Below are 18,077 nucleotides of genomic sequence, written 5' to 3'. Positions count from 1 at the left end.
AAGCGCGACATTATAGGGAGTTTGTCGCGCTGGGTAAATTAATGAGGGTGATTATTTCGCTTTGCTTAATTAGATTGTGATAGGTCGCTAACTTCTATCCGGTTATCTTTATCCAACATAGCAGCTTTAGCAGCCGCTTTTGCGCGTATTTTTTTCTCAAGGGCATCAACAAGATTATCGTTTGCTAAGCGCTCTCTCTGACGCTGACCATCAAGATAATAGCCACTCATGTTGCGGGCGCCAGTAAGGCCAATATCAGAGATTTCAGCTTCACCTGGACCATTTACAACACAGCCAATGATTGATACGTCAAGCGGCGTGATAATGTCTTCAAGACGTTGCTCAAGTGCATTCACGGTTGAAATCACGTCAAACTCTTGTCGGGAGCAACTTGGACAAGCAATAAAATTGATGCCTCGTGAACGAATACGCAAGGACTTCAGGATATCAAAGCCGACTTTTATTTCTTCAACCGGATCGGCGGCTAAAGATATGCGAATAGTATCCCCAATGCCTTCTGCTAAGAGCATACCCAAACCTACCGCGCTTTTAACTGAGCCTGCGCGCAGTCCACCGGCTTCGGTAATACCTAAATGCAAAGGCTGGTCTATCTGCTTTGCCAACAGGCGATACGCACCCACTGCTAGAAATACATCTGATGCTTTTACCGATACTTTAAACTGGTCGAAATTAAGTTTGTCGAGAATATCTACATGCCGCATCGCTGATTCTACAAGCGCTTCAGGGGTAGGTTCGCCGTATTTTTCTTGTAAGTCGCGCTCAAGAGAGCCGCCATTAACGCCAATCCGAATAGGTATATTCATATCTCTTGCGCAATCGACCACCGATTTAACGCGATCAAGATTGCCGATATTACCGGGGTTGATTCGCAAGCAATCAACCCCGTATTCAGCCACTTTAAGGGCGATTCGGTAGTCAAAATGTATATCCGCAACTAAGGGAATATCAACTTGTTGTTTGATTTGTTTAAACGCCTCGGCAGCGTCCATTGTCGGTACAGAGACTCGCACAATATCGCCACCAACCGCCTGTATTCTTTTAATTTGTGCTACCGTTGCTGCAACATCGGTAGTCGGCGTATTCGTCATCGACTGCACAGCAATGGGTGCACCATCACCAATTGGCACCGTGCCCACATTAATCCGTGTAGATTTGCGTCTTTTTATTGGATTTTCAGCAAACATTACTCACCCTGTATTGGCAGTTGAAAATTAGCAGAACGACTACCATCGTATTCGCTCATATCCACTGGCTGACCGCCAAAATCGATTGCAACATGCTGTGGAGCGCCTAAAACAACTTGAATCGGCGGGATACCAGACACTTTCATTACTCGGCCTTTTACTTTAACACCTACCGCAACTGTTTCATCGAATCGGTCTTTAACACTCACCCAACAATCATCGGAAAAGGTAAATACCATGTCAACGGTGCCATCAGAGTTCACCTTGTAGGGTAAGTCTGAATCGGATGCTCTTGTGATCGAAAGCCGTGTGGAGTCTTCTAGTGGTTCTGCCAGCTCGCTTATCTGATCATTTAACGCTATCGGATCGCTCGCTTCAGCAGGACTGGTTTGCTCTGTTTGCTCAGCGCTGCTGGCAACAGTAATTGGGCTCTCAAGATCAGCGTCATTGGATATTTCGCTGTCTTGCGAAGGCGCGATGGGGCTTTGCTCCTGCGACAGCATTTGGTCTGGAGTATTTGCAGAAAACAGGTCGTTCGGCGATACTGCTTCAAGTTCTCCGCTGTAGTTCGGGTCGTTCACGATATCGTTTTGCTCGGCGGCGCTAATAACCGGGGCAGGTGTAAGCTCACCGCTTTGTTGAGTCGGTGCCTGTAGAGAGGAGTTAAATGAATCAGTAAAGCTAAAATGTGATTGATCAATCCACCAGAGTATAACTAGGCCAATCACTGAGGCGACGATGATATAGGTCACCATATTCCATCTAGAGTCGTTAGCTTCGCGCGCCACACGTTTAGAAAAGCTCTGTAGTTTAGCCGGTTGTGTGTCTTGTGCGTGTAATTGGCCAAATGCGACCATCAAAGGGTCTGCATGCAAGCCAAGCAAACGCGCATATAGCCGCACATATCCTTTGGTAAAGGTCAGTGACACGCCTTTTTCAATACCGTCAGACTCAATTGCTTGAATACTGCTAATACGAAGATGCAGTCGATCTGCTACCTGTTGCTGCGTTAAACCTTGTTGTTTGCGAGCTGCACTAAACGTTTCGCCAACAGAAACCACAGCAGAGTCGCCATCCGTTCCTGGGTCATTCTCGTTATCAATCATTAGTATTTGGGTCCCTTACCCTTAATTTTGTCCCAGTCTGGATAGCTGATGCGTCAGCTAAACCGTTCCACTCCAATAATGTCTTCATTTTTACATTATATTTCAATGAAATACGATATAAATTTTCTTTTGCTTGAACGGTATGATAATCGTCGTCTGAGGCGCTCACTACACTATCGCTCTGCTGCGGCAGTGAAGCCCCAGACTCGCTGTCTAAAGCAGCAGCCAATGCGGCTTCCATATCAGGCTCATCAAGCGATGCATCAACACTGCTATCTGGGGTTTTTGCTATACTGTCATCAATTTTTTGTTCAACGAGAAATTCTTCGGCTCGCTGCTCAACATCTATTGCAGGCAAATCTGATTGCTCAGGCATGGCGACAGCACCTGCAGGTGATTCTCCAGACTTTAAAGATGATACGACCGCGACGACATCTTGCGTTAAAGCTTGCTGTATTTGAGTGGTCTCAGCCTCATTAGTTCCAGTGAGTGATGTTTCAACCTGAGTCATCGATATGTCGGCTTCAGCGAGAACGTTCTCATCTGATTCAGTTTCGTTATTAACAACAACTGTGTTGCTAGAAGGGTTTTCAATAGGTGACTCATCTGCCTGAAGATCTGGTTTTGTGGTATCGATAATCACAATCTGCGGCATATCATCATTACTATCACCTACAGATGTTGAAGGAACAGAGGCTTGCACACTTTTATCAGTCTCGCTAAACACATCAGCAAGCACTTCGGCATTTAGTGACATGGGGTCCTGATTATTCGCCTGCGTGCGTATTTTCCGTGTAATGGTGGCAGAGGGTTTGAATTTTCCCATCTGCGCTAGATATTTTTCAGTGTTTGGGTGATCAGGAAACATCGACTTTAATATCTCGCCGTAGCCAACCGCAGTTTTGGTATCGTCTAAGCCTTGTGCAATTTGATATTGCATGTAAAGCGTTTCTGCTGAAATCGGTGCGTTTCGCTCATACTTAAATAAAATACGCTTGGCTTCTTCGAACTGTTGCTCTTCGATGTAAAGACGGCTTAACAAATACAGGCTCTGAGGCCGCGTTGGCTGGTGATTCAATGCGCTATTAAAGAACTCAATTGCCTCTTGATTCTTACCTTGGTTTTGACTACAAATGGCCAGATTTTCGTAAGTTTCAGCGGTAGACACATAGTTTTTACTATTTACTGCTTTTAAGAAGTAGCCTTTCGCTCTCTCATATTTCCCTTCTCTGCATAGAAAAGCACCATAGCTATTCACAATGTCAGGATCGTTTCGAGAGAAATCCAGCGCCTTTTCATAGCTTTCTTCCGCAAGCTCAGCTTCATCAACCTGCTGATAGTAAAACGCCATTGCAAAATGCGCTTGACCATTTCGTGGAGCAAACTCTAATGCCTTATCTAGATTAAATTTTGCTTGACTAAAATTACCGTTTTTTAAATACGTTAGTCCTAAGCTGACCCGAGTTTTTGCCGCCTCTTCGGCGTCAAACGCTCTTGCGCCGATAAACGATGGATCCTTCGGTTCAGACACGCATGCCGATAAGCTTAGCACGGCTAATATACAAATTAGAACTCTCAACATGGTAGTTACGATCCTTTTAGATTTAAGCTATTTTTCAACGTTTTATAATTATGTTTGTTTGTGCAGTAGCAAAAATATAAAGCAATAATTGATCCAAGTTAGACGTATTGATTCCTTTCCTTATTAATTAATCAGTCACTCTTACTGAAATAGGCTGACCCTGCATTTGCTTCTTCAAAAGCCTCTTTGTGCGGTCCACTACATCACCCACCAATTGACCACATGCGGCGTCGATATCATCGCCTCGCGTCTTTCTGACTACCACTGTAAAGCCATAGTTCATTAGCACTTTTGCAAAACGGTCGATTCTAGAATTACTAGAACAAGTATATGGGGAGCCCGGATAAGGATTAAAAGGAATCAGATTAATCTTGCTAGGTGTATCTTCTAACACCTTAGCCAAAGCATGCGCTTGATCGGTGCTGTCATTAATGTGACTTAGCATGACATATTCTACCGTCACTTTGCCTTGGTTCGCCTTCGACTTTGCTAAGTACCTTCGAACCGCCGCTAAGAACTCTTCAATAGGGTATTTTTTGTTTACCGGTACAATTTCGTCACGAAGCTTGTTGTCTGCTGCGTGCACAGATATGGCAAGGGCCACGTCAATCTGGTCTCCGAGCATATCTAAGGCAGGCACCACGCCCGACGTCGAAAGGGTAACGCGACGCTTCGACAATCCAAAGCCGAAATCGTCAAGCATAATGTCCATTGCAGGCACCACGTTTTTGAGATTTAGTAACGGCTCGCCCATACCCATCATTACCACGTTGGTAATAGGTCTTTGTGAAGTATCTTTCGATAAACCAATAAAGGTTGCGACACGCCAAACCTGCCCAATAATTTCGGCGACGGTTAGATTACGATTAAAGCCTTGCTGGGCAGTCGAACAAAACGTACATTCCAATGCACACCCGACCTGCGAGGATACGCACAAGGTGGCGCGATCGGTTTCTGGGATCCAGACTGTCTCGACCTCTTGCCCACCATCCAACAAAATAGCAAACTTGATGGTGCCATCAGTAGCCTGTTGATACTCAGAAATTTCAGGCGCACGAATCTCGCACTGCGATTCTAATTTTGCAATCAAGGCTTTATTGATATTCGTCATTTTTGTAAAGTCAGATTCACCCGCTTGATAAATCCACTTCATTAGTTGATCGGCACGAAACGGTTTCTCGCCGATAGAAGCAAAATATTCCCGTAAACCTTGACGGTTAAAGTTTAACAAGTTTATTTTTTTCGCTTGAGTCGGCTTGAGAGCCACTACCTGCTGTACATCTGACATGTTTCCGTGCCTTCTTTATACGTCGCACTGCTGTGCTAAGTGTTGATAGTGTAAAACCTAAATTTGAAGCGTTCAATATTCTACGTTTGTAAGAGCAAAAAAAGGGAGCGCTCGCTCCCTTAGTATATCATTGTTCGCCGATTAACGAGTGCGTGGGCAAATCTCTTCATCTGAAAAGAAAAATGCAATTTCTCTTGCCGCAGACTCAGGTGCATCTGAACCATGAACTGCATTCTCATCGATAGACGCAGCATAATCAGAACGAAGCGTTCCAGCGGCAGCATCCGCAGGGTTGGTTGCACCCATAATTTCACGGTTCTTTACTACGGCGTTCTCGCCTTCTAAAACCTGAACCATTACTGGGCCAGATGTCATAAAATCAACCAAGGCACCAAAGAATGGACGCTCTTTGTGTTCTGCATAAAAGCCTTCAGCTTTATCTCTACTAAGATGAAGCATTTTAGATGCAACGATGCGCAAGCCAGCGCTTTCAAAACGGTTATAAATGGCACCAATTGCATTTTTCGCTACAGCATCAGGTTTTATGATTGAAAAAGTGCGTTCTAAAGCCATGATTAATTCCTATAAATTCTGTTAAGTTGTGTAATGTCGGGAAAGAATAGCCTCACCCACTACAATAGCGCGCGATTATATGCACTTTCGACGCAAAATCCCAATCAAATTTTAATTAATGTTGCTAACAAGCCGAGTTTATTGAAGATTTAAGGATTTTTGCCTTTAAATCGTCACCTTTTATGCTATGTCGATATCTGGGCGCTATATTTACTCTACGTTTATACTAATCACAACGTTCGCTCTTAAGCTCATCCTAAGCTTTCTAAATCAGTACCATGTTTGAATGTCTGCCAATGCGGCGAAATTTGACGTAATGTCCTAATTGCGTGCTTTATCAAACCTACCACATAATCTATTTCTTCTTTCGTAGTAAAACGGCCGATGCTAAACCGTATTGAGCTATGAGCAAGTTCGTCACTGAGTCCCAGCGCTTTAAGCACATAAGAGGGCTCTAAACTGGCAGATGTGCAGGCCGAACCTGACGAAACCGCTGCGTCTTTAAGGGCCATCATTAACGATTCACCATCAACAAAATTGAAGCTCACGTTTAGGTTATGTGGGACGCGTTGTTGAAAATCTCCGTTAAGGTAAACTTCTTCTATATCTTTTATGCCATTCCACAAACGATCGCGCAGTTGGGTAATGCGCACATTTTCAGTAGACATTTCGTCTTTCGCAATACGGAAGGCCTCGCCCATTCCCACAATTTGATGCGTTGCTAAAGTACCTGAGCGCATGCCGCGCTCATGCCCGCCGCCATGTATCTGAGCTTGAATACGGATACGAGGCTTGCGACGCACATAAAGCGCACCGATACCTTTCGGCCCGTAGGTCTTATGAGCAGAGAAGGACATCAAATCGACTTTTATGTTTTGCAGATCAATAGCGACTTTACCGGTACTTTGCGCAGCGTCCACATGAAAAATTATGTTTCGCTGACGGCAAAGTTCTCCAATAGCAGCAATATCTTGGATAACACCAATTTCGTTATTGACGTGCATGATACTTACTAGCACCGTGTCGCTGCGCATTTGGGCTTGTAACTTATCAAGATCGACTAAACCATTGGGCTCTACGTCTAAATACGTCACATTAAAGCCCTCACGCTCTAGCTGATGAGTAGAATCGAGTACCGCTTTGTGTTCGGTTTTGAGGGTTATAATATGCTTGCCACGCTCCTGATAAAACTGCGCAGCACCTTTTATAGCCAGATTATTTGACTCGGTTGCTCCCGAGGTAAAAACAATTTCTCTCGGGTCAGCATTGACAAGATCGGCGATTTGGTTTCTTGCGATATCGACGGCTTCTTCGGCAAGCCAGCCAAATTTATGAGAGCGCGAGGCGGGGTTACCAAAAGTACCTTCATGAGTGAGACACTCTTTCATTTCATCGGCAACACGTGAATCTACTGGTGTTGTAGAGGAATAATCGAGATATATCGGCAAGTGTAGGGTGCTCATTTGTTGCTCTGTTGGTCATTGCACGCTGATTTCAGTGTCATGAAGCATGCCTTTAGCGAACTTGAATGCGAGAAAGTCTAATTACCTGAGTAATATTGTCAAGTATTTGCCCAATGACTTTAAAAGCTTGTTCGCTTGTCTTTGTAACTAAATGTCCACTGAATATTTACGCAATTTTCATTCTTAAACACTTAAATATGAGGGTCAAAAGCCTCTGCGGCAGCCTTTTTAAGTATTGGAGATATACCTGTTTGTACAAAATCTTCAGCATTCAGTTTAGGCAATGACTCGGTGCAAACGTCGCCTCCTAGAGACTGAATTACCTTGCACATTTCTTCAACCTTTGTGTCCATAAGATGCACATGCTCAAGCATGACGCCCAGTGCACTTGCCACCGGATCGGGATTCTCTTCAGAAATCGCATAGGCATCAAAACCATACTTTGCGGCAATCGCATGGCGCTTTTCATCGCGCTCTTGGTTTTCTGCTTTTTGTAAAATATTGCGACCAGGAATTCCCACACAGGTAGCATTGTTCGGAACGTCTTTAACAACCACGGAATTAGATCCCACGCGGGCATTTTCACCAATGGTGATCGGCCCTAAAATTTTAGCGCCAGCACCAATAACCACGTTACGCTCTAAGGTTGGGTGGCGTTTTCCGCTGGTCCAGCTAGTGCCGCCTAGGGTGACGCCATGATACAAGGTCACGTCATCACCTACGATGGCTGTTTCGCCTATTACCACACCCATACCGTGGTCGATGAATACGCGACGCCCGAGTTGTGCTGCTGGATGGATTTCAATACCGGTAATAAAGCGCCCTAAATTTGACACAAAGCGCGCCAACCAGCCCAGTTTTAGGCTCCACAAGCGATGACTCAGTCGATGTATCCAAATAGCATGCAAGCCCGGATAATTAAACAACACTTCGAGCGTATTGCGCGCTGCAGGATCGCGATGGAAAACGCTCTTAATATCTTCTTTCATACGTGTAAACATAATAACCTAACTTTACTCTTCGTTTTTGTTCTTAGAACGCCGTTGTATATTGTCGTGATGTTTTTCAATGGAAGCCAAAATGCCGCGCAGTATATTCAACTCAAGGGCTTCTGGGCGAGCACGATTGACAAGTCGCTTAAGCTTTTCCATCACCGCACCTGGATGGTTTTTTCGGATGAAACTAGTTTTTTCTAATGTACTTTCTAAATGCACAAAGAACCGTGCTAAATCTTCGGCTAATGGATAATCATAAACTTTATTTGGTGGCAAATGTTGGCGCTGACGATTAAGGAAGTCAGTGCGAATTTCGTAGCAAAAGGTTTGCACAGCCGCGGCTAAATTTAGTGAGCTATACTCAGGGTTTGCTTCAATGCAGGTATGAAAATCACACATTCTCAGCTCATCATTATTTAAGCCGCTACTCTCTCGGCCAAACACTAGGGCCACTTTATGATGCTGAGCTTCTTCATTGATTTTTATACCGGTTTCGCGCGGCGTAAGCATTGGCCAAGAAAGCGTGCGCGTTCTTGCAGATGTGCCAATCACTAAACTACAGTCGGCGATTGCTTCAGCCAGCGTGGGCACAATAATTGCGTTTGCTAAAACATCTCCTGCACCGGCAGCAAGCGCGCTAGATTTTCCGTCAGGAGGCGTCAAGGGGCCAACTAAATAAAGAGACGATAAGCCCATGGTTTTTAACGCTCTAGCTGCCGATCCAATATTGCCGGTATGCGAAGTATTTACCAGTACAATCCGAATATTCTCGAGCATTCGAGTAGAGTCCTTATCTGAAATATCAGCAGTGAAACGGTGTAAAAGACACTACTTAGGCATTTAAAAATCGGCGCATAATATAGCATGTCGGGCGCTTGTCTGATACACTCCGCGCGTTTTTATCCCGTTCTTTTTACAATTTGTCTTTATTTGGTGGATTCTATGCATGCTATGCTCAATATTGCCGTGCGCGCCGCACGCGCAGCCGGTTCAATCATCGCTCGAGGTTTTGAAAACCGCGACGACCTTAACATCGAAACAAAAGGACTGAACGATTTTGTCACTAAAATCGATAAAGAAGCAGAAGCCGCAATAATCAGTAAAATTCAAGAGTCGTATCCTGATCATTCGTTTATCGGCGAAGAAGGTAGCTCAATCAAAAACAATCCTGACTATACTTGGATAATAGATCCACTTGATGGCACCACCAATTTTATTAAAGGCATCCCCCATTTTGCAGTGAGCATTGCTTTGCTTCACAAAGGCAAACTCGACCAAGCCGTAGTATTTGATCCTATCCGCGGTGAATTATTTGCCGGAAGCAAAGGCGCCGGCGCGCAGTTAAACGGCTATCGGATGCGCGCAACAAAAAGCAAAGACATCTCAAATGCGATCGTTGCCACCGCCTTCCCGTTCAGAGACAAAGGACGCCTAGAAGAATCTTTACAGCAGTTTAATCGGATATTTTCACAAGTGGGCGATGTGCGTCGTTCAGGCTCAGCAGCTTTAGATCTGGCTTATGTTGCCGCCGGACGCTATGACGGTTATTGGGAAAAGGGACTCAAGTCTTGGGATATGGCAGCGGGCGAGCTACTTGTCAAAGAGGCTGGTGGTCTAATTACTGACTACGATGGCAATAACGATCCACTTTACGCAGAGCTAAAACAAGCGGGCAGCGCCAACGGTATCGTAGCAGGCAACCCCCGTTTGGTGCAGCACATCGTAAAACAGTTAAAAGCTTAAGCCATTAACCACGCAACACAGTGATGCACACATTGGCCTCGGTACGAAACACTACTGAGGCCATTCTTAACCAAAGAGCCCCTGACACTCGCAACAATCACACCTCAAGATTGAGGGATGTCTAAGGTCATTTGAATATCTTTGCTGACCCATTCTGCATCGGGGTCGGAATCAAGACCAATGCCATAGGCGAGCCGGTCAATTACAAAGCTTGCGTTTAGCCGCTCTCCACTTCGAATCAAAGCAAAGCTTGCAGGAAGCGTTTTTCCGCGCAAGCTTAATGTGCCCTTTACTTCATACCCATTCGCGCTTTTTAACACACTAGAACTTTTAAATTCCCCCGTAGGATGATTGACGGCGTCAAACCAGTCTCCCTCGGGCAGCGTTTCGTCATAAATGCTATCGCCAGTTTTTGCCGATTTTAGTGAGAAGTTTGCTTGTATAAAGCCTTCCTCAGCCGGCGCTGAAGGCAAACTTAATGTCGCGCTCCATTTGTTAAACGTACCGCTAAATTTCATGCCGGCATGTTCACCACTGAACCCTACTGAACCGTCTTTGTCACTTACCTTGTACTCGGCAAAGCTTGTTTGTACTGCCACCAACAATACTAACGCGATTGCCCATTTAAACTGCTTCAATTTGCTTTACTCCACCACATACGTTGAATTAAAGAAATACCTTGTTTTTTACGATGTAAAAACACCGCCCCTATATGCCCCACAATCAACACAACTAAAGTACTTGCCATTATCCAGTGTATGTTTCTGGCAATTCCTTCAATCGTTTTATTACGCTCAACAAAAGGTATGTGCGGCCATTTTATCCAGTCTACAAATACGAAGGTCGGGAGCCCAAAGGGGCTGGCTGAGACCATTAGCCATCCGCTAAGCGGCATGATGATTAACCCGGTATACAGGGCAATATGGCCGATTTTCGCCAAGGTTTTTTCGGCTGATGTCATCACCGCAGGCAATGGAGGCTGCTGCGTAAGGCTCCTAACAATAATACGTAAAACAATTGCCCAAAGCATAATCACCCCAGCAGCCTTATGGATCTGAAATAACCGAAATTGGTCGGCTTTAGACATTTCCACATTCACCATTACCACACCGCTGACCACCATAAACAGTAGACCTAAAGCAATCAGCCAGTGCAGCACAATACTAGCGCTGTGGTAGCGAGAATGAGGGTATTGTGCAATATTCATAGGCTTAATCGGCTTTCGCAAATTCACCTTCAATCATGACTTCGACGCTATCGCCAATGTTTGGCAAAAACTTGGTCATTCCCCACTTAGAGCGTTCAATGGTTGTGGTCGCTGAAAAGCCCATCGTCGGTTTGCGTGTAAAAGGCTGAAGCTGCATAGCACCATTAAATACTACATCGAGGGAGACCGGTAAGGTAGTGCCTAAGAACGTCAATTCGCCCTTCATGATCGCTGTATTATCTCCTGTCATTTCGATATCGCTTGAAACAAAATCAATAGAGGCAAACATTCCAGCATTAAACCACCCTTCATCGGTTGCCAATATATTATTGAAGTCTTTCTCAGCAGCATAAGGATAAGCGGTTTGAATCGACATGGGGTCGATAGTGGCTGTAATTTTGCTGTTCTCTACATTGTTTGGATCGAAATCGATGGCCGCGTCAAAATTTGCAAATCGTGCCACGTAGTCAGATAAACCAAAATGCGAAACTTTCCACACCACGCTTGCGTGGGTTAAATCCAAAACGTACTTGCCTTGCGGCATATCATTAAATGGACTTTTTGCAAATACCCAAGATACACAGCTGGCGAGCACGAGTGTGGCAAGAAGAATTGATATTTTTATCGGCTTCATATTTTTCCTATTCATAGATGCTTAATATTGCGCTAATTGCTGATGGATACTATCTACTAATTCAGCTGGAATACATAGTTGTTGCGAGAGTTCATTTAAAAACGCTTGCGAAGATGCCTCTGAGGTATCAATCGCACTGGCGCTTGCAGCGTAAACTTCTATGCCGGTTTGCGCATTAGGCACCTGTTGCACCAACTCGGTCAATGAGAGTGGCTTGCGTAATTCGTCAAATAACATCGCTTTTTCAGGCACGCTTAAATCCATCGTTTCAACCTGTGCAAAGATGCGTTGGCGCTCTTCCCCGTCAATATGACCATCTGCATGAGCAGCCGCAATCATTGCTCGCATTAAAATCATTTGCCCTTGTTCATTGTCTTCCTGCACGACTTCCTCAAAAGCCTGTTGCGGCAGAGCCGCTGGCCTAAAGTCGAATTTAGCGTTTTGATTGTTAGACGAATGCCCGCCAGATGGCGTGTAGGTATCGTTAGCAAGTGCTCTAGCCTGATTAGGCTGAGCATATTGATTGGCTGGGTTTACTTGGCTTTGTTGAGCCTGCGCCGCTGGGTCTGTCTTATTGTTTGAGTAGCTTTGATATGCTTTCCATGCAAGCCCCCCCACCGCGGCCAAAGCCCCTACTTTGAGTACTCCTTTACCGACTTTTCGGCCTTTTTTGCTAGCAATCATGCTCGTTAAGCCACCACCAGCCACTCCGCCCATAAAACCGCTAAGCGCACCTGATTTGCTTAAACCGCCAACTAGTTTTGATAAATCCATATGTTACTCCTACGCTGAGCTCACACGAGCCAATACTATATATACAGAGTATCGAGGAAAAGGTTTGTTCAATAAAGTGTTCAATTCACTGGTTTTATCGATGAAATACACAATTTTTTAACATTTAATGATCAAATTAATGTCTAAACCAGACAATACCGTCTATATTTAAGTTGTTAACGGTAATTTGGATGAATATGCGAAACGCAAGATGTGTATCGTTTTTCAGGTGGACTGCAGGTATCCTGCTGGGTTCTCTTAATTTATGCCCACCATATGTATCGGCGAGTCCCGCTAGCCAACTTGTGCAAAACTCAGTTTCGTCTGGTCAAATAAAGCTATCAGTTAAAGTCGGCTTGATCGTATTTCCGCCTCTTATCCAACAGGATAATGAAGGCCGCTGCACCGGCAGTGCCGTAGATACCATTTACCGCACATTCCCGGCAAGTGACTACAATATTGAACTATATTGTGCAACACCCGCTAGGGTTTATAGAGATTTCGAAGATGGCAAAATAGACATTACCATAAACGTAAAGAGCACGGTTAGCCTGGTCGATACCGTGTACTTTTCTGAGAACCCAATAGATGTACTTGAGGTTGTTTTATACGCAAAGGATCTCGACACGACCTCTTCGGTTTCAGCAATACACTTGTTTAACTACCATGGAATGCGAGAACAGCTTCTCTTAGAAAATTACCAAATATTTGACCAACCAAACGGCAAAGAAGCCATTACTACCTTTATCAGGGGCGGCACAGACGCGGTGCTAAGCTATAGAGGGCCGTTTGAATATTATGTAGAGCAAATTTTAGATAGAAGCGCATTTGCGAGAGAACATTTAACTTTTGAAGAAAAGAGCTTGCTCAAAGTGCCCACATATTTTGTAGTGAACAAATCGAGCATATACTCAAAGCAATTTATTGACCAAATTGACGCTAAAAATTAGCGATAGCGCCCTTACAAGGGCTCTAAATCTTCACCTTCTGTTTCAATTTCTGGCGGCATTAAGTCTTCTTTACTTACGCCAAGCAACAATGCGACCGAAGACGCAATATAAACCGACGAATAAGTACCAATGAATACCCCAAACAATAGAGCTGTGGCAAATCCATGGATCAAGGCACCGCCTTTATAAAACAGCGCGATGAGCACTAAGATTGTAGTCAAAGAGGTAACAATCGTTCTGTTCATTGTTTGCGTAAGCGAAATATTAACTATTTCTTCTGGTTCACTTTTACGAACCTTCCGGAAATTCTCCCTGATACGGTCACTCACCACTATCGTATCATTGAGAGAGTAACCGATCACTGCAAGCAGCGCCGCTAATACGGTGAGGTCGAACTCTAGCTGTAGAAAACTGAACAAGCCAAGGGTTAAAATAACATCGTGGGCTAACGCACCAACAGAGCCTAATGCAAAGCGGTATTCGAAACGCATTGCGACATAAATCAAGATGCAAATTAAGGCAACCAGCATTGCCAAGCCGCCTTGTTCAGTGAGCTCTTCTCCCACATTAGGACCAACGAATTCTATGCGTTGCATCTCTACATTAGAACTGCCTTCTTTGAGTGCAACCATAACAATGTCGCCAATGGCCTCTGCTTTTACGTCGTCCCTTGGCGCAACTCTAATCAGCACTTCTTGGCTACTGCCAAAATTTTGCACAACCGCATCAGGAAAATTGGCGGCAGTTAATTCATCGCGAATTAATTCAAGATTTGCTCCGTCAGGATAATTTACCTGAATTACCGTACCGCCAGTAAAGTCTAATCCCCAATTCAATTGATTCACCGCCAGTGACGCAATAGACGCGAATATAAGTATGGTTGAAAAAATCATCGCCGGAAAACGATACTTCATAAAGTTAACGGTGTTTTCGAGCCTCAATATTTGTATTTGCATTGTCTCGTTCCTTAAATCGCTAACTTCGTCACGCGCTTTCCACCCCAAATGAGGTTAACCAGCACGCGAGTGAAAATTATCGCCGTAAACATGGAAGTAATGATTCCAATCATAAGCGTTATAGAAAAGCCTTTAATCGGCCCGGTGCCCACTGCAAAGAGGATCATACCAGCGATAAAGGTAGTGATATTCGCATCCAATATAGTAGAGAATGCATTATCGTAACCAAAGTGAATGGCCTGCTGCGGACTTCGTCCATCTCTTAATTCTTCACGTATTCGTTCGAAGATAAGCACGTTAGCATCAACCGCCATGCCCACCGTCAATACAATACCTGCCATGCCTGGCAAGGTCAGCGTCGCTCCTGGGATCATTGACATAATCCCCACAATCATGACCACATTGGTGATCAAAGCAATGTTCGCAACAATTCCAAAGGCTTGATAGTAAATCAACATGAATACCAAAACTGCAATCAAACCATACATTATTGCCTGCATACCCAGCTCGATATTTTCTTTACCCAAGCTTGGACCTACCGTACGTTCTTCTACAATCTGAATGGGCGCAATGAGTGCGCCCGCTCTAAGCAACAGTGCTAAATCTCTGGCTTCGCCAGCAGAATCGATGCCGGTAATTCGAAATGAGCTTCCTAATTGAGATTGAATAGTCGCGACATTGATCACTTCTTCTGACTTTTCGAAGATAAGTTTACCCTCTGCATCTCTTTCGTCGGTGGCTTTAAACTCAATAAAAACAGTCGCCATGGGCTTGCCAATGTTGTCTTTACTGACCTTTGATATTTTGCTGCCGCCTTTGGAATCTAGGTCGATATTAACCTGTGGAAAACCATTTTCATCCATGCTGTTGGTCGCATCAATAATGTGGCTGCCTTCTAGCATGATTTGCTTACTAAGCAGCACCGGTTGTCCATCACGCCTAAATAAAAGTTCTGAGCCCGCTGGCACGCGCCCATTCATTGCGTCACGCACGTCTCCATCGCCATCTACTAAGCGAAAGTTCAAGGTCGCGGTGGCGTTTAATATTTCTTTGGCTTTTGCGGTATCTTGAATACCCGGTAGCTGCACAACGATGCGGTCTTGACCTTGCTTTTGAACTAAAGGTTCAGCCACGCCAAGTTGGTTCACCCGGTTACGAATAATCGTGATGTTTTGCTTAACAGCATAGTCGCGAATTTCGGCTAATCTACCTTCGGTAAAAGTTGCTCTAAGGGTGAGATCATCGCGCTCATTAATCATCATGTCTGGATAGCTATTACGCAAAAAAAACTGTGCACTTTCGAGCACATCAGCATCCCTAAATATAATATCAACTGAATCACCTACTTTGCGCACGGTACGATAGCGCAGACCTTCTTCACGCAAACGGTCTCGGAATTCGTCTACCACACCGCCAACAACCGTGTCGACTGCGCTTTTCATGTCTACTTCCATCAAAAAGTGGACACCACCGCGCAAATCAAGACCAAGCTTCATTGGCGTACCACCAAGATTATCTAACCAATCAGGAGTATCTGGGGCAAGGTTCATCGCGACAAAGTATTCGTCGCCTAATTTTTTATCAAGGGCTTCTCTGGCAAGAAGTTGTGTATCAGAATCTGGTAAACGCACCAATATACGGTCATTTTCAAACTCGATAGCTTTAACTGCAATGTTTGCGCGCTCCAAGGAGCCTTTAACATCGGCAGCGAGCGCTTCGCCTACTATAGTATCGCGCCCCGAAGATATCTGAACCGCATGGTCCTCACCGTATAGGTTCGGCAGCGCATACAGACTGCAAAGTGCCAGCATAAATACCACCAGCACATATTTCCATATAGGAGTTTGGTTTAACACATTCACTTCCTAAAAAGCCGCTTTAACAATCAACATCATGCGGCTTTGTTAATTAATTATAGAGACTTAAGCGTGCCTTTAGGTAGCACTGCACTTACAGCTGATTTTTGCACCATAATATGGTTAGTTTCATTTAGTGCAATTTCAACAAAATCTTTGTCGTCTGCCACTTTGGTAATTTTACCAACAACGCCACCTTGCGTGAGGACCTCATCACCCTTGGCTAACGAGCTCACTAAGTTTTTATGTTCCTTTACACGCTTTGCCTGCGGACGATATAGCAAAAAGTAGAATATCAAACCAAACACTGCCAGCATAATAAGCGGCTCAAAACCAAAACCTGGTGTCGCACCACCTGCTTCTTGTGCTTGTGCAGTTGAGATAAAAAAGCTCATAGTATTTCCTTTTTAAAAGTTAATTCGTTTATCGTTGTTATTATCAATTCGCATCTGTGCTTTTCGCACCGATACATTTAATTATTAAGCCTTTAGGTTCGTGCCTAAGGCACAGAATCTAGAGTGCTGGGACTTCTAAGCCTTTTTTTGCATAAAAATCGGCAACAAAACTATCGAGCTTATTCTCGCTGATAGCCGCGCGCAAGCCTTCCATCACAATTTGGTAATACCGTAGATTATGAATGGTGTTTAGACGGGCGCCTAGTATCTCATTGCATTTGTCTAAGTGATGTAAGTATGACCGAGAATAATTTTTACAAGTGTAGCAATCGCAATTTTCGTCAAGCGGTGCAGTGTCAGTTTTATGTTTCGCATTCCGTATCTTAACCACACCCTCATTTACAAACAGATGACCGTTTCGAGCGTTACGGGTTGGCATAACGCAGTCAAACATATCGATGCCTCTGCGCACAGACTCAACGATATCTTCCGGTTTACCCACGCCCATTAAGTAACGAGGTTTATGCGCAGGAATTTTAGGCGCGGTGTGCTTAACAATCCGCATCATATCTTCTTTAGGCTCTCCCACCGAGAGTCCGCCAATGGCATAGCCGTCAAAATCGATAGACTCTAGTTCAGCTAGTGATACATCACGAAGCTCTTCATACATGCCGCCCTGAATAATACCAAATAAAGCCGAAGGATTATCACCATGTTCATCTTTGCTGCGCTGCGCCCAACGTAACGATAGCTGCATCGAGACCTCGGCTTCTTTTTCGGTCGCCGGAAATGGTGTGCATTCGTCAAAAATCATGACAATGTCTGAGCCCAAATCGCGCTGGACCTGCATAGATTTTTCAGGCGTTAATAATATTTTCTCACCGTTGATTGGTGACCGAAACGTTACGCCCTCTTCCGTAATTTTGCGTAAATCCCCTAGAGAAAACACCTGAAAGCCGCCAGAGTCGGTCAAAATAGGTTTGTCCCAATGCATAAAGTCATGTAAATCACCGTGGGATTTGATGATTTCGGTGCCGGGTCGCAGCATTAAATGGAAGGTATTTCCTAGGCAAATGTGGGCGCCCGAATCTGCAAGTTCTTCAGGCGTCATGCCTTTCACGGTTCCGTAAGTGCCTACCGGCATAAATGCTGGTGTTTCTACTGTGCCGCGCTCAAACACTAATTGCCCGCGACGGGCCAAGCCATCAGTGTTAAGTAGATTAAATTTCATCGGTTACTCTAAACAAATTGTTACTAAACGCGCACAAGCTTTCATGCGCATAAAAATTGGGCGTGAGTATAGCAAAAACTCTTGCCTATTGGCATCTGCTATTGCTAGCGATAACGATT

The 18,077-nt window shown here is 44.5% G+C and carries 18 protein-coding genes; 2 read left to right on the top strand and 16 right to left on the bottom strand.

Going from position 1 to position 18,077, the window contains the following annotated elements; all coding sequences use genetic code 11:
* Nucleotides 1–65 precede the first annotated feature (65 nt).
* From ispG to trmJ, 8 genes are all read right to left on the bottom strand, one after another.
* A complete protein-coding gene (gene ispG / locus AB9H30_RS18090; protein WP_371196139.1) occupies nt 66–1,205 on the bottom strand; it encodes a flavodoxin-dependent (E)-4-hydroxy-3-methylbut-2-enyl-diphosphate synthase in 1,140 nt (379 codons plus the stop codon).
* Nucleotides 1,205–2,311, bottom strand: coding sequence for a RodZ domain-containing protein (locus AB9H30_RS18085; RefSeq protein WP_371196138.1), 1,107 nt, complete (start codon nt 2,309–2,311; stop codon nt 1,205–1,207). Before AB9H30_RS18085 ends, ispG begins: the two co-directional genes overlap by 1 nt.
* Nucleotides 2,304–3,893: a type IV pilus biogenesis/stability protein PilW gene (gene pilW / locus AB9H30_RS18080; protein ID WP_371196137.1), complete on the bottom strand. Its 1,590-nt coding sequence runs from the start codon at nt 3,891–3,893 to the stop codon at nt 2,304–2,306. Before pilW ends, AB9H30_RS18085 begins: the two co-directional genes overlap by 8 nt.
* Nucleotides 3,894–4,020: 127 nt before the next feature.
* Nucleotides 4,021–5,181 (bottom strand): bifunctional tRNA (adenosine(37)-C2)-methyltransferase TrmG/ribosomal RNA large subunit methyltransferase RlmN, encoded by a 1,161-nt coding sequence (locus AB9H30_RS18075; RefSeq protein WP_371196136.1) that lies wholly within the window; start codon nt 5,179–5,181, stop codon nt 4,021–4,023.
* Between the two features lie 141 nt (nt 5,182–5,322).
* On the bottom strand, nt 5,323–5,754 hold the full coding sequence (gene ndk / locus AB9H30_RS18070; RefSeq protein ID WP_371196135.1) for a nucleoside-diphosphate kinase: 432 nt from the start codon (nt 5,752–5,754) through the stop codon (nt 5,323–5,325).
* Between the two features lie 251 nt (nt 5,755–6,005).
* Nucleotides 6,006–7,217 (bottom strand): IscS subfamily cysteine desulfurase, encoded by a 1,212-nt coding sequence (locus AB9H30_RS18065; protein ID WP_371196134.1) that lies wholly within the window; start codon nt 7,215–7,217, stop codon nt 6,006–6,008.
* Between the two features lie 191 nt (nt 7,218–7,408).
* Nucleotides 7,409–8,218 (bottom strand): serine O-acetyltransferase, encoded by an 810-nt coding sequence (cysE, locus tag AB9H30_RS18060; RefSeq protein ID WP_371196133.1) that lies wholly within the window; start codon nt 8,216–8,218, stop codon nt 7,409–7,411.
* A 12-nt stretch (nt 8,219–8,230) separates the two neighbouring features.
* A complete protein-coding gene (gene trmJ / locus AB9H30_RS18055) occupies nt 8,231–8,989 on the bottom strand; it encodes a tRNA (cytosine(32)/uridine(32)-2'-O)-methyltransferase TrmJ (protein WP_371196132.1) in 759 nt (252 codons plus the stop codon).
* A 165-nt stretch (nt 8,990–9,154) separates the two neighbouring features.
* Between trmJ and AB9H30_RS18050 the strand changes: the two genes are divergently transcribed.
* Nucleotides 9,155–9,955, top strand: a complete 801-nt coding sequence (locus AB9H30_RS18050; protein ID WP_371196131.1) for an inositol monophosphatase family protein — start codon at nt 9,155–9,157, stop codon at nt 9,953–9,955.
* A gap of 104 nt (nt 9,956–10,059) precedes the next feature.
* Here AB9H30_RS18050 and AB9H30_RS18045 read toward each other — a convergent pair whose 3' ends face one another.
* From AB9H30_RS18045 to AB9H30_RS18030, 4 genes are read right to left on the bottom strand one after another with little or no spacing between them, the layout of a single operon-like run.
* A complete protein-coding gene (locus AB9H30_RS18045; RefSeq protein ID WP_371196130.1) occupies nt 10,060–10,593 on the bottom strand; it encodes a YceI family protein in 534 nt (177 codons plus the stop codon).
* Entirely contained in the window at nt 10,590–11,162 is a 573-nt protein-coding gene (locus AB9H30_RS18040; protein ID WP_371196129.1) for a cytochrome b, read from the bottom strand. The genes AB9H30_RS18045 and AB9H30_RS18040 overlap by 4 nt, the downstream gene beginning before the upstream one ends.
* A gap of 4 nt (nt 11,163–11,166) precedes the next feature.
* Nucleotides 11,167–11,796 (bottom strand): YceI family protein, encoded by a 630-nt coding sequence (locus tag AB9H30_RS18035; RefSeq protein ID WP_371196128.1) that lies wholly within the window; start codon nt 11,794–11,796, stop codon nt 11,167–11,169.
* Between the two features lie 21 nt (nt 11,797–11,817).
* Nucleotides 11,818–12,570, bottom strand: a complete 753-nt coding sequence (locus tag AB9H30_RS18030; protein WP_371196127.1) for a tellurite resistance TerB family protein — start codon at nt 12,568–12,570, stop codon at nt 11,818–11,820.
* A 191-nt stretch (nt 12,571–12,761) separates the two neighbouring features.
* Here AB9H30_RS18030 and AB9H30_RS18025 point away from each other — a divergent pair, with 191 nt between their 5' ends.
* Nucleotides 12,762–13,520, top strand: a complete 759-nt coding sequence (locus AB9H30_RS18025) for a hypothetical protein (protein WP_371196126.1) — start codon at nt 12,762–12,764, stop codon at nt 13,518–13,520.
* Nucleotides 13,521–13,531: 11 nt separating this feature from the next.
* Here the strand turns inward: AB9H30_RS18025 and secF are convergent, their stop codons facing one another.
* The 4 genes from secF to tgt all read right to left on the bottom strand — a co-directional run bounded on the left by secF (nt 13,532) and on the right by tgt (nt 17,958).
* The gene (gene secF / locus AB9H30_RS18020) at nt 13,532–14,470 is read right to left on the bottom strand and encodes a protein translocase subunit SecF (RefSeq protein ID WP_371196167.1); all 939 of its coding nucleotides are present in this window, start codon (nt 14,468–14,470) and stop codon (nt 13,532–13,534) included.
* A 17-nt stretch (nt 14,471–14,487) separates the two neighbouring features.
* On the bottom strand, nt 14,488–16,332 hold the full coding sequence (gene secD / locus AB9H30_RS18015) for a protein translocase subunit SecD (RefSeq protein WP_371196125.1): 1,845 nt from the start codon (nt 16,330–16,332) through the stop codon (nt 14,488–14,490).
* Nucleotides 16,333–16,388: 56 nt separating this feature from the next.
* Nucleotides 16,389–16,727, bottom strand: coding sequence for a preprotein translocase subunit YajC (gene yajC, locus AB9H30_RS18010; protein WP_371196124.1), 339 nt, complete (start codon nt 16,725–16,727; stop codon nt 16,389–16,391).
* A gap of 118 nt (nt 16,728–16,845) precedes the next feature.
* A complete protein-coding gene (tgt, locus tag AB9H30_RS18005) occupies nt 16,846–17,958 on the bottom strand; it encodes a tRNA guanosine(34) transglycosylase Tgt (RefSeq protein ID WP_371196123.1) in 1,113 nt (370 codons plus the stop codon).
* Nucleotides 17,959–18,077 lie beyond the last annotated feature (119 nt).

The sequence above is a fragment of the Glaciecola sp. SC05 genome, from assembly GCF_041380235.1.
In the GTDB taxonomy this organism is placed as follows: domain Bacteria; phylum Pseudomonadota; class Gammaproteobacteria; order Enterobacterales; family Alteromonadaceae; genus Glaciecola.
The sequence above is the reverse complement of the archived record's forward strand: the minus strand, read 5'-3'. Positions and strand labels throughout refer to the sequence as shown.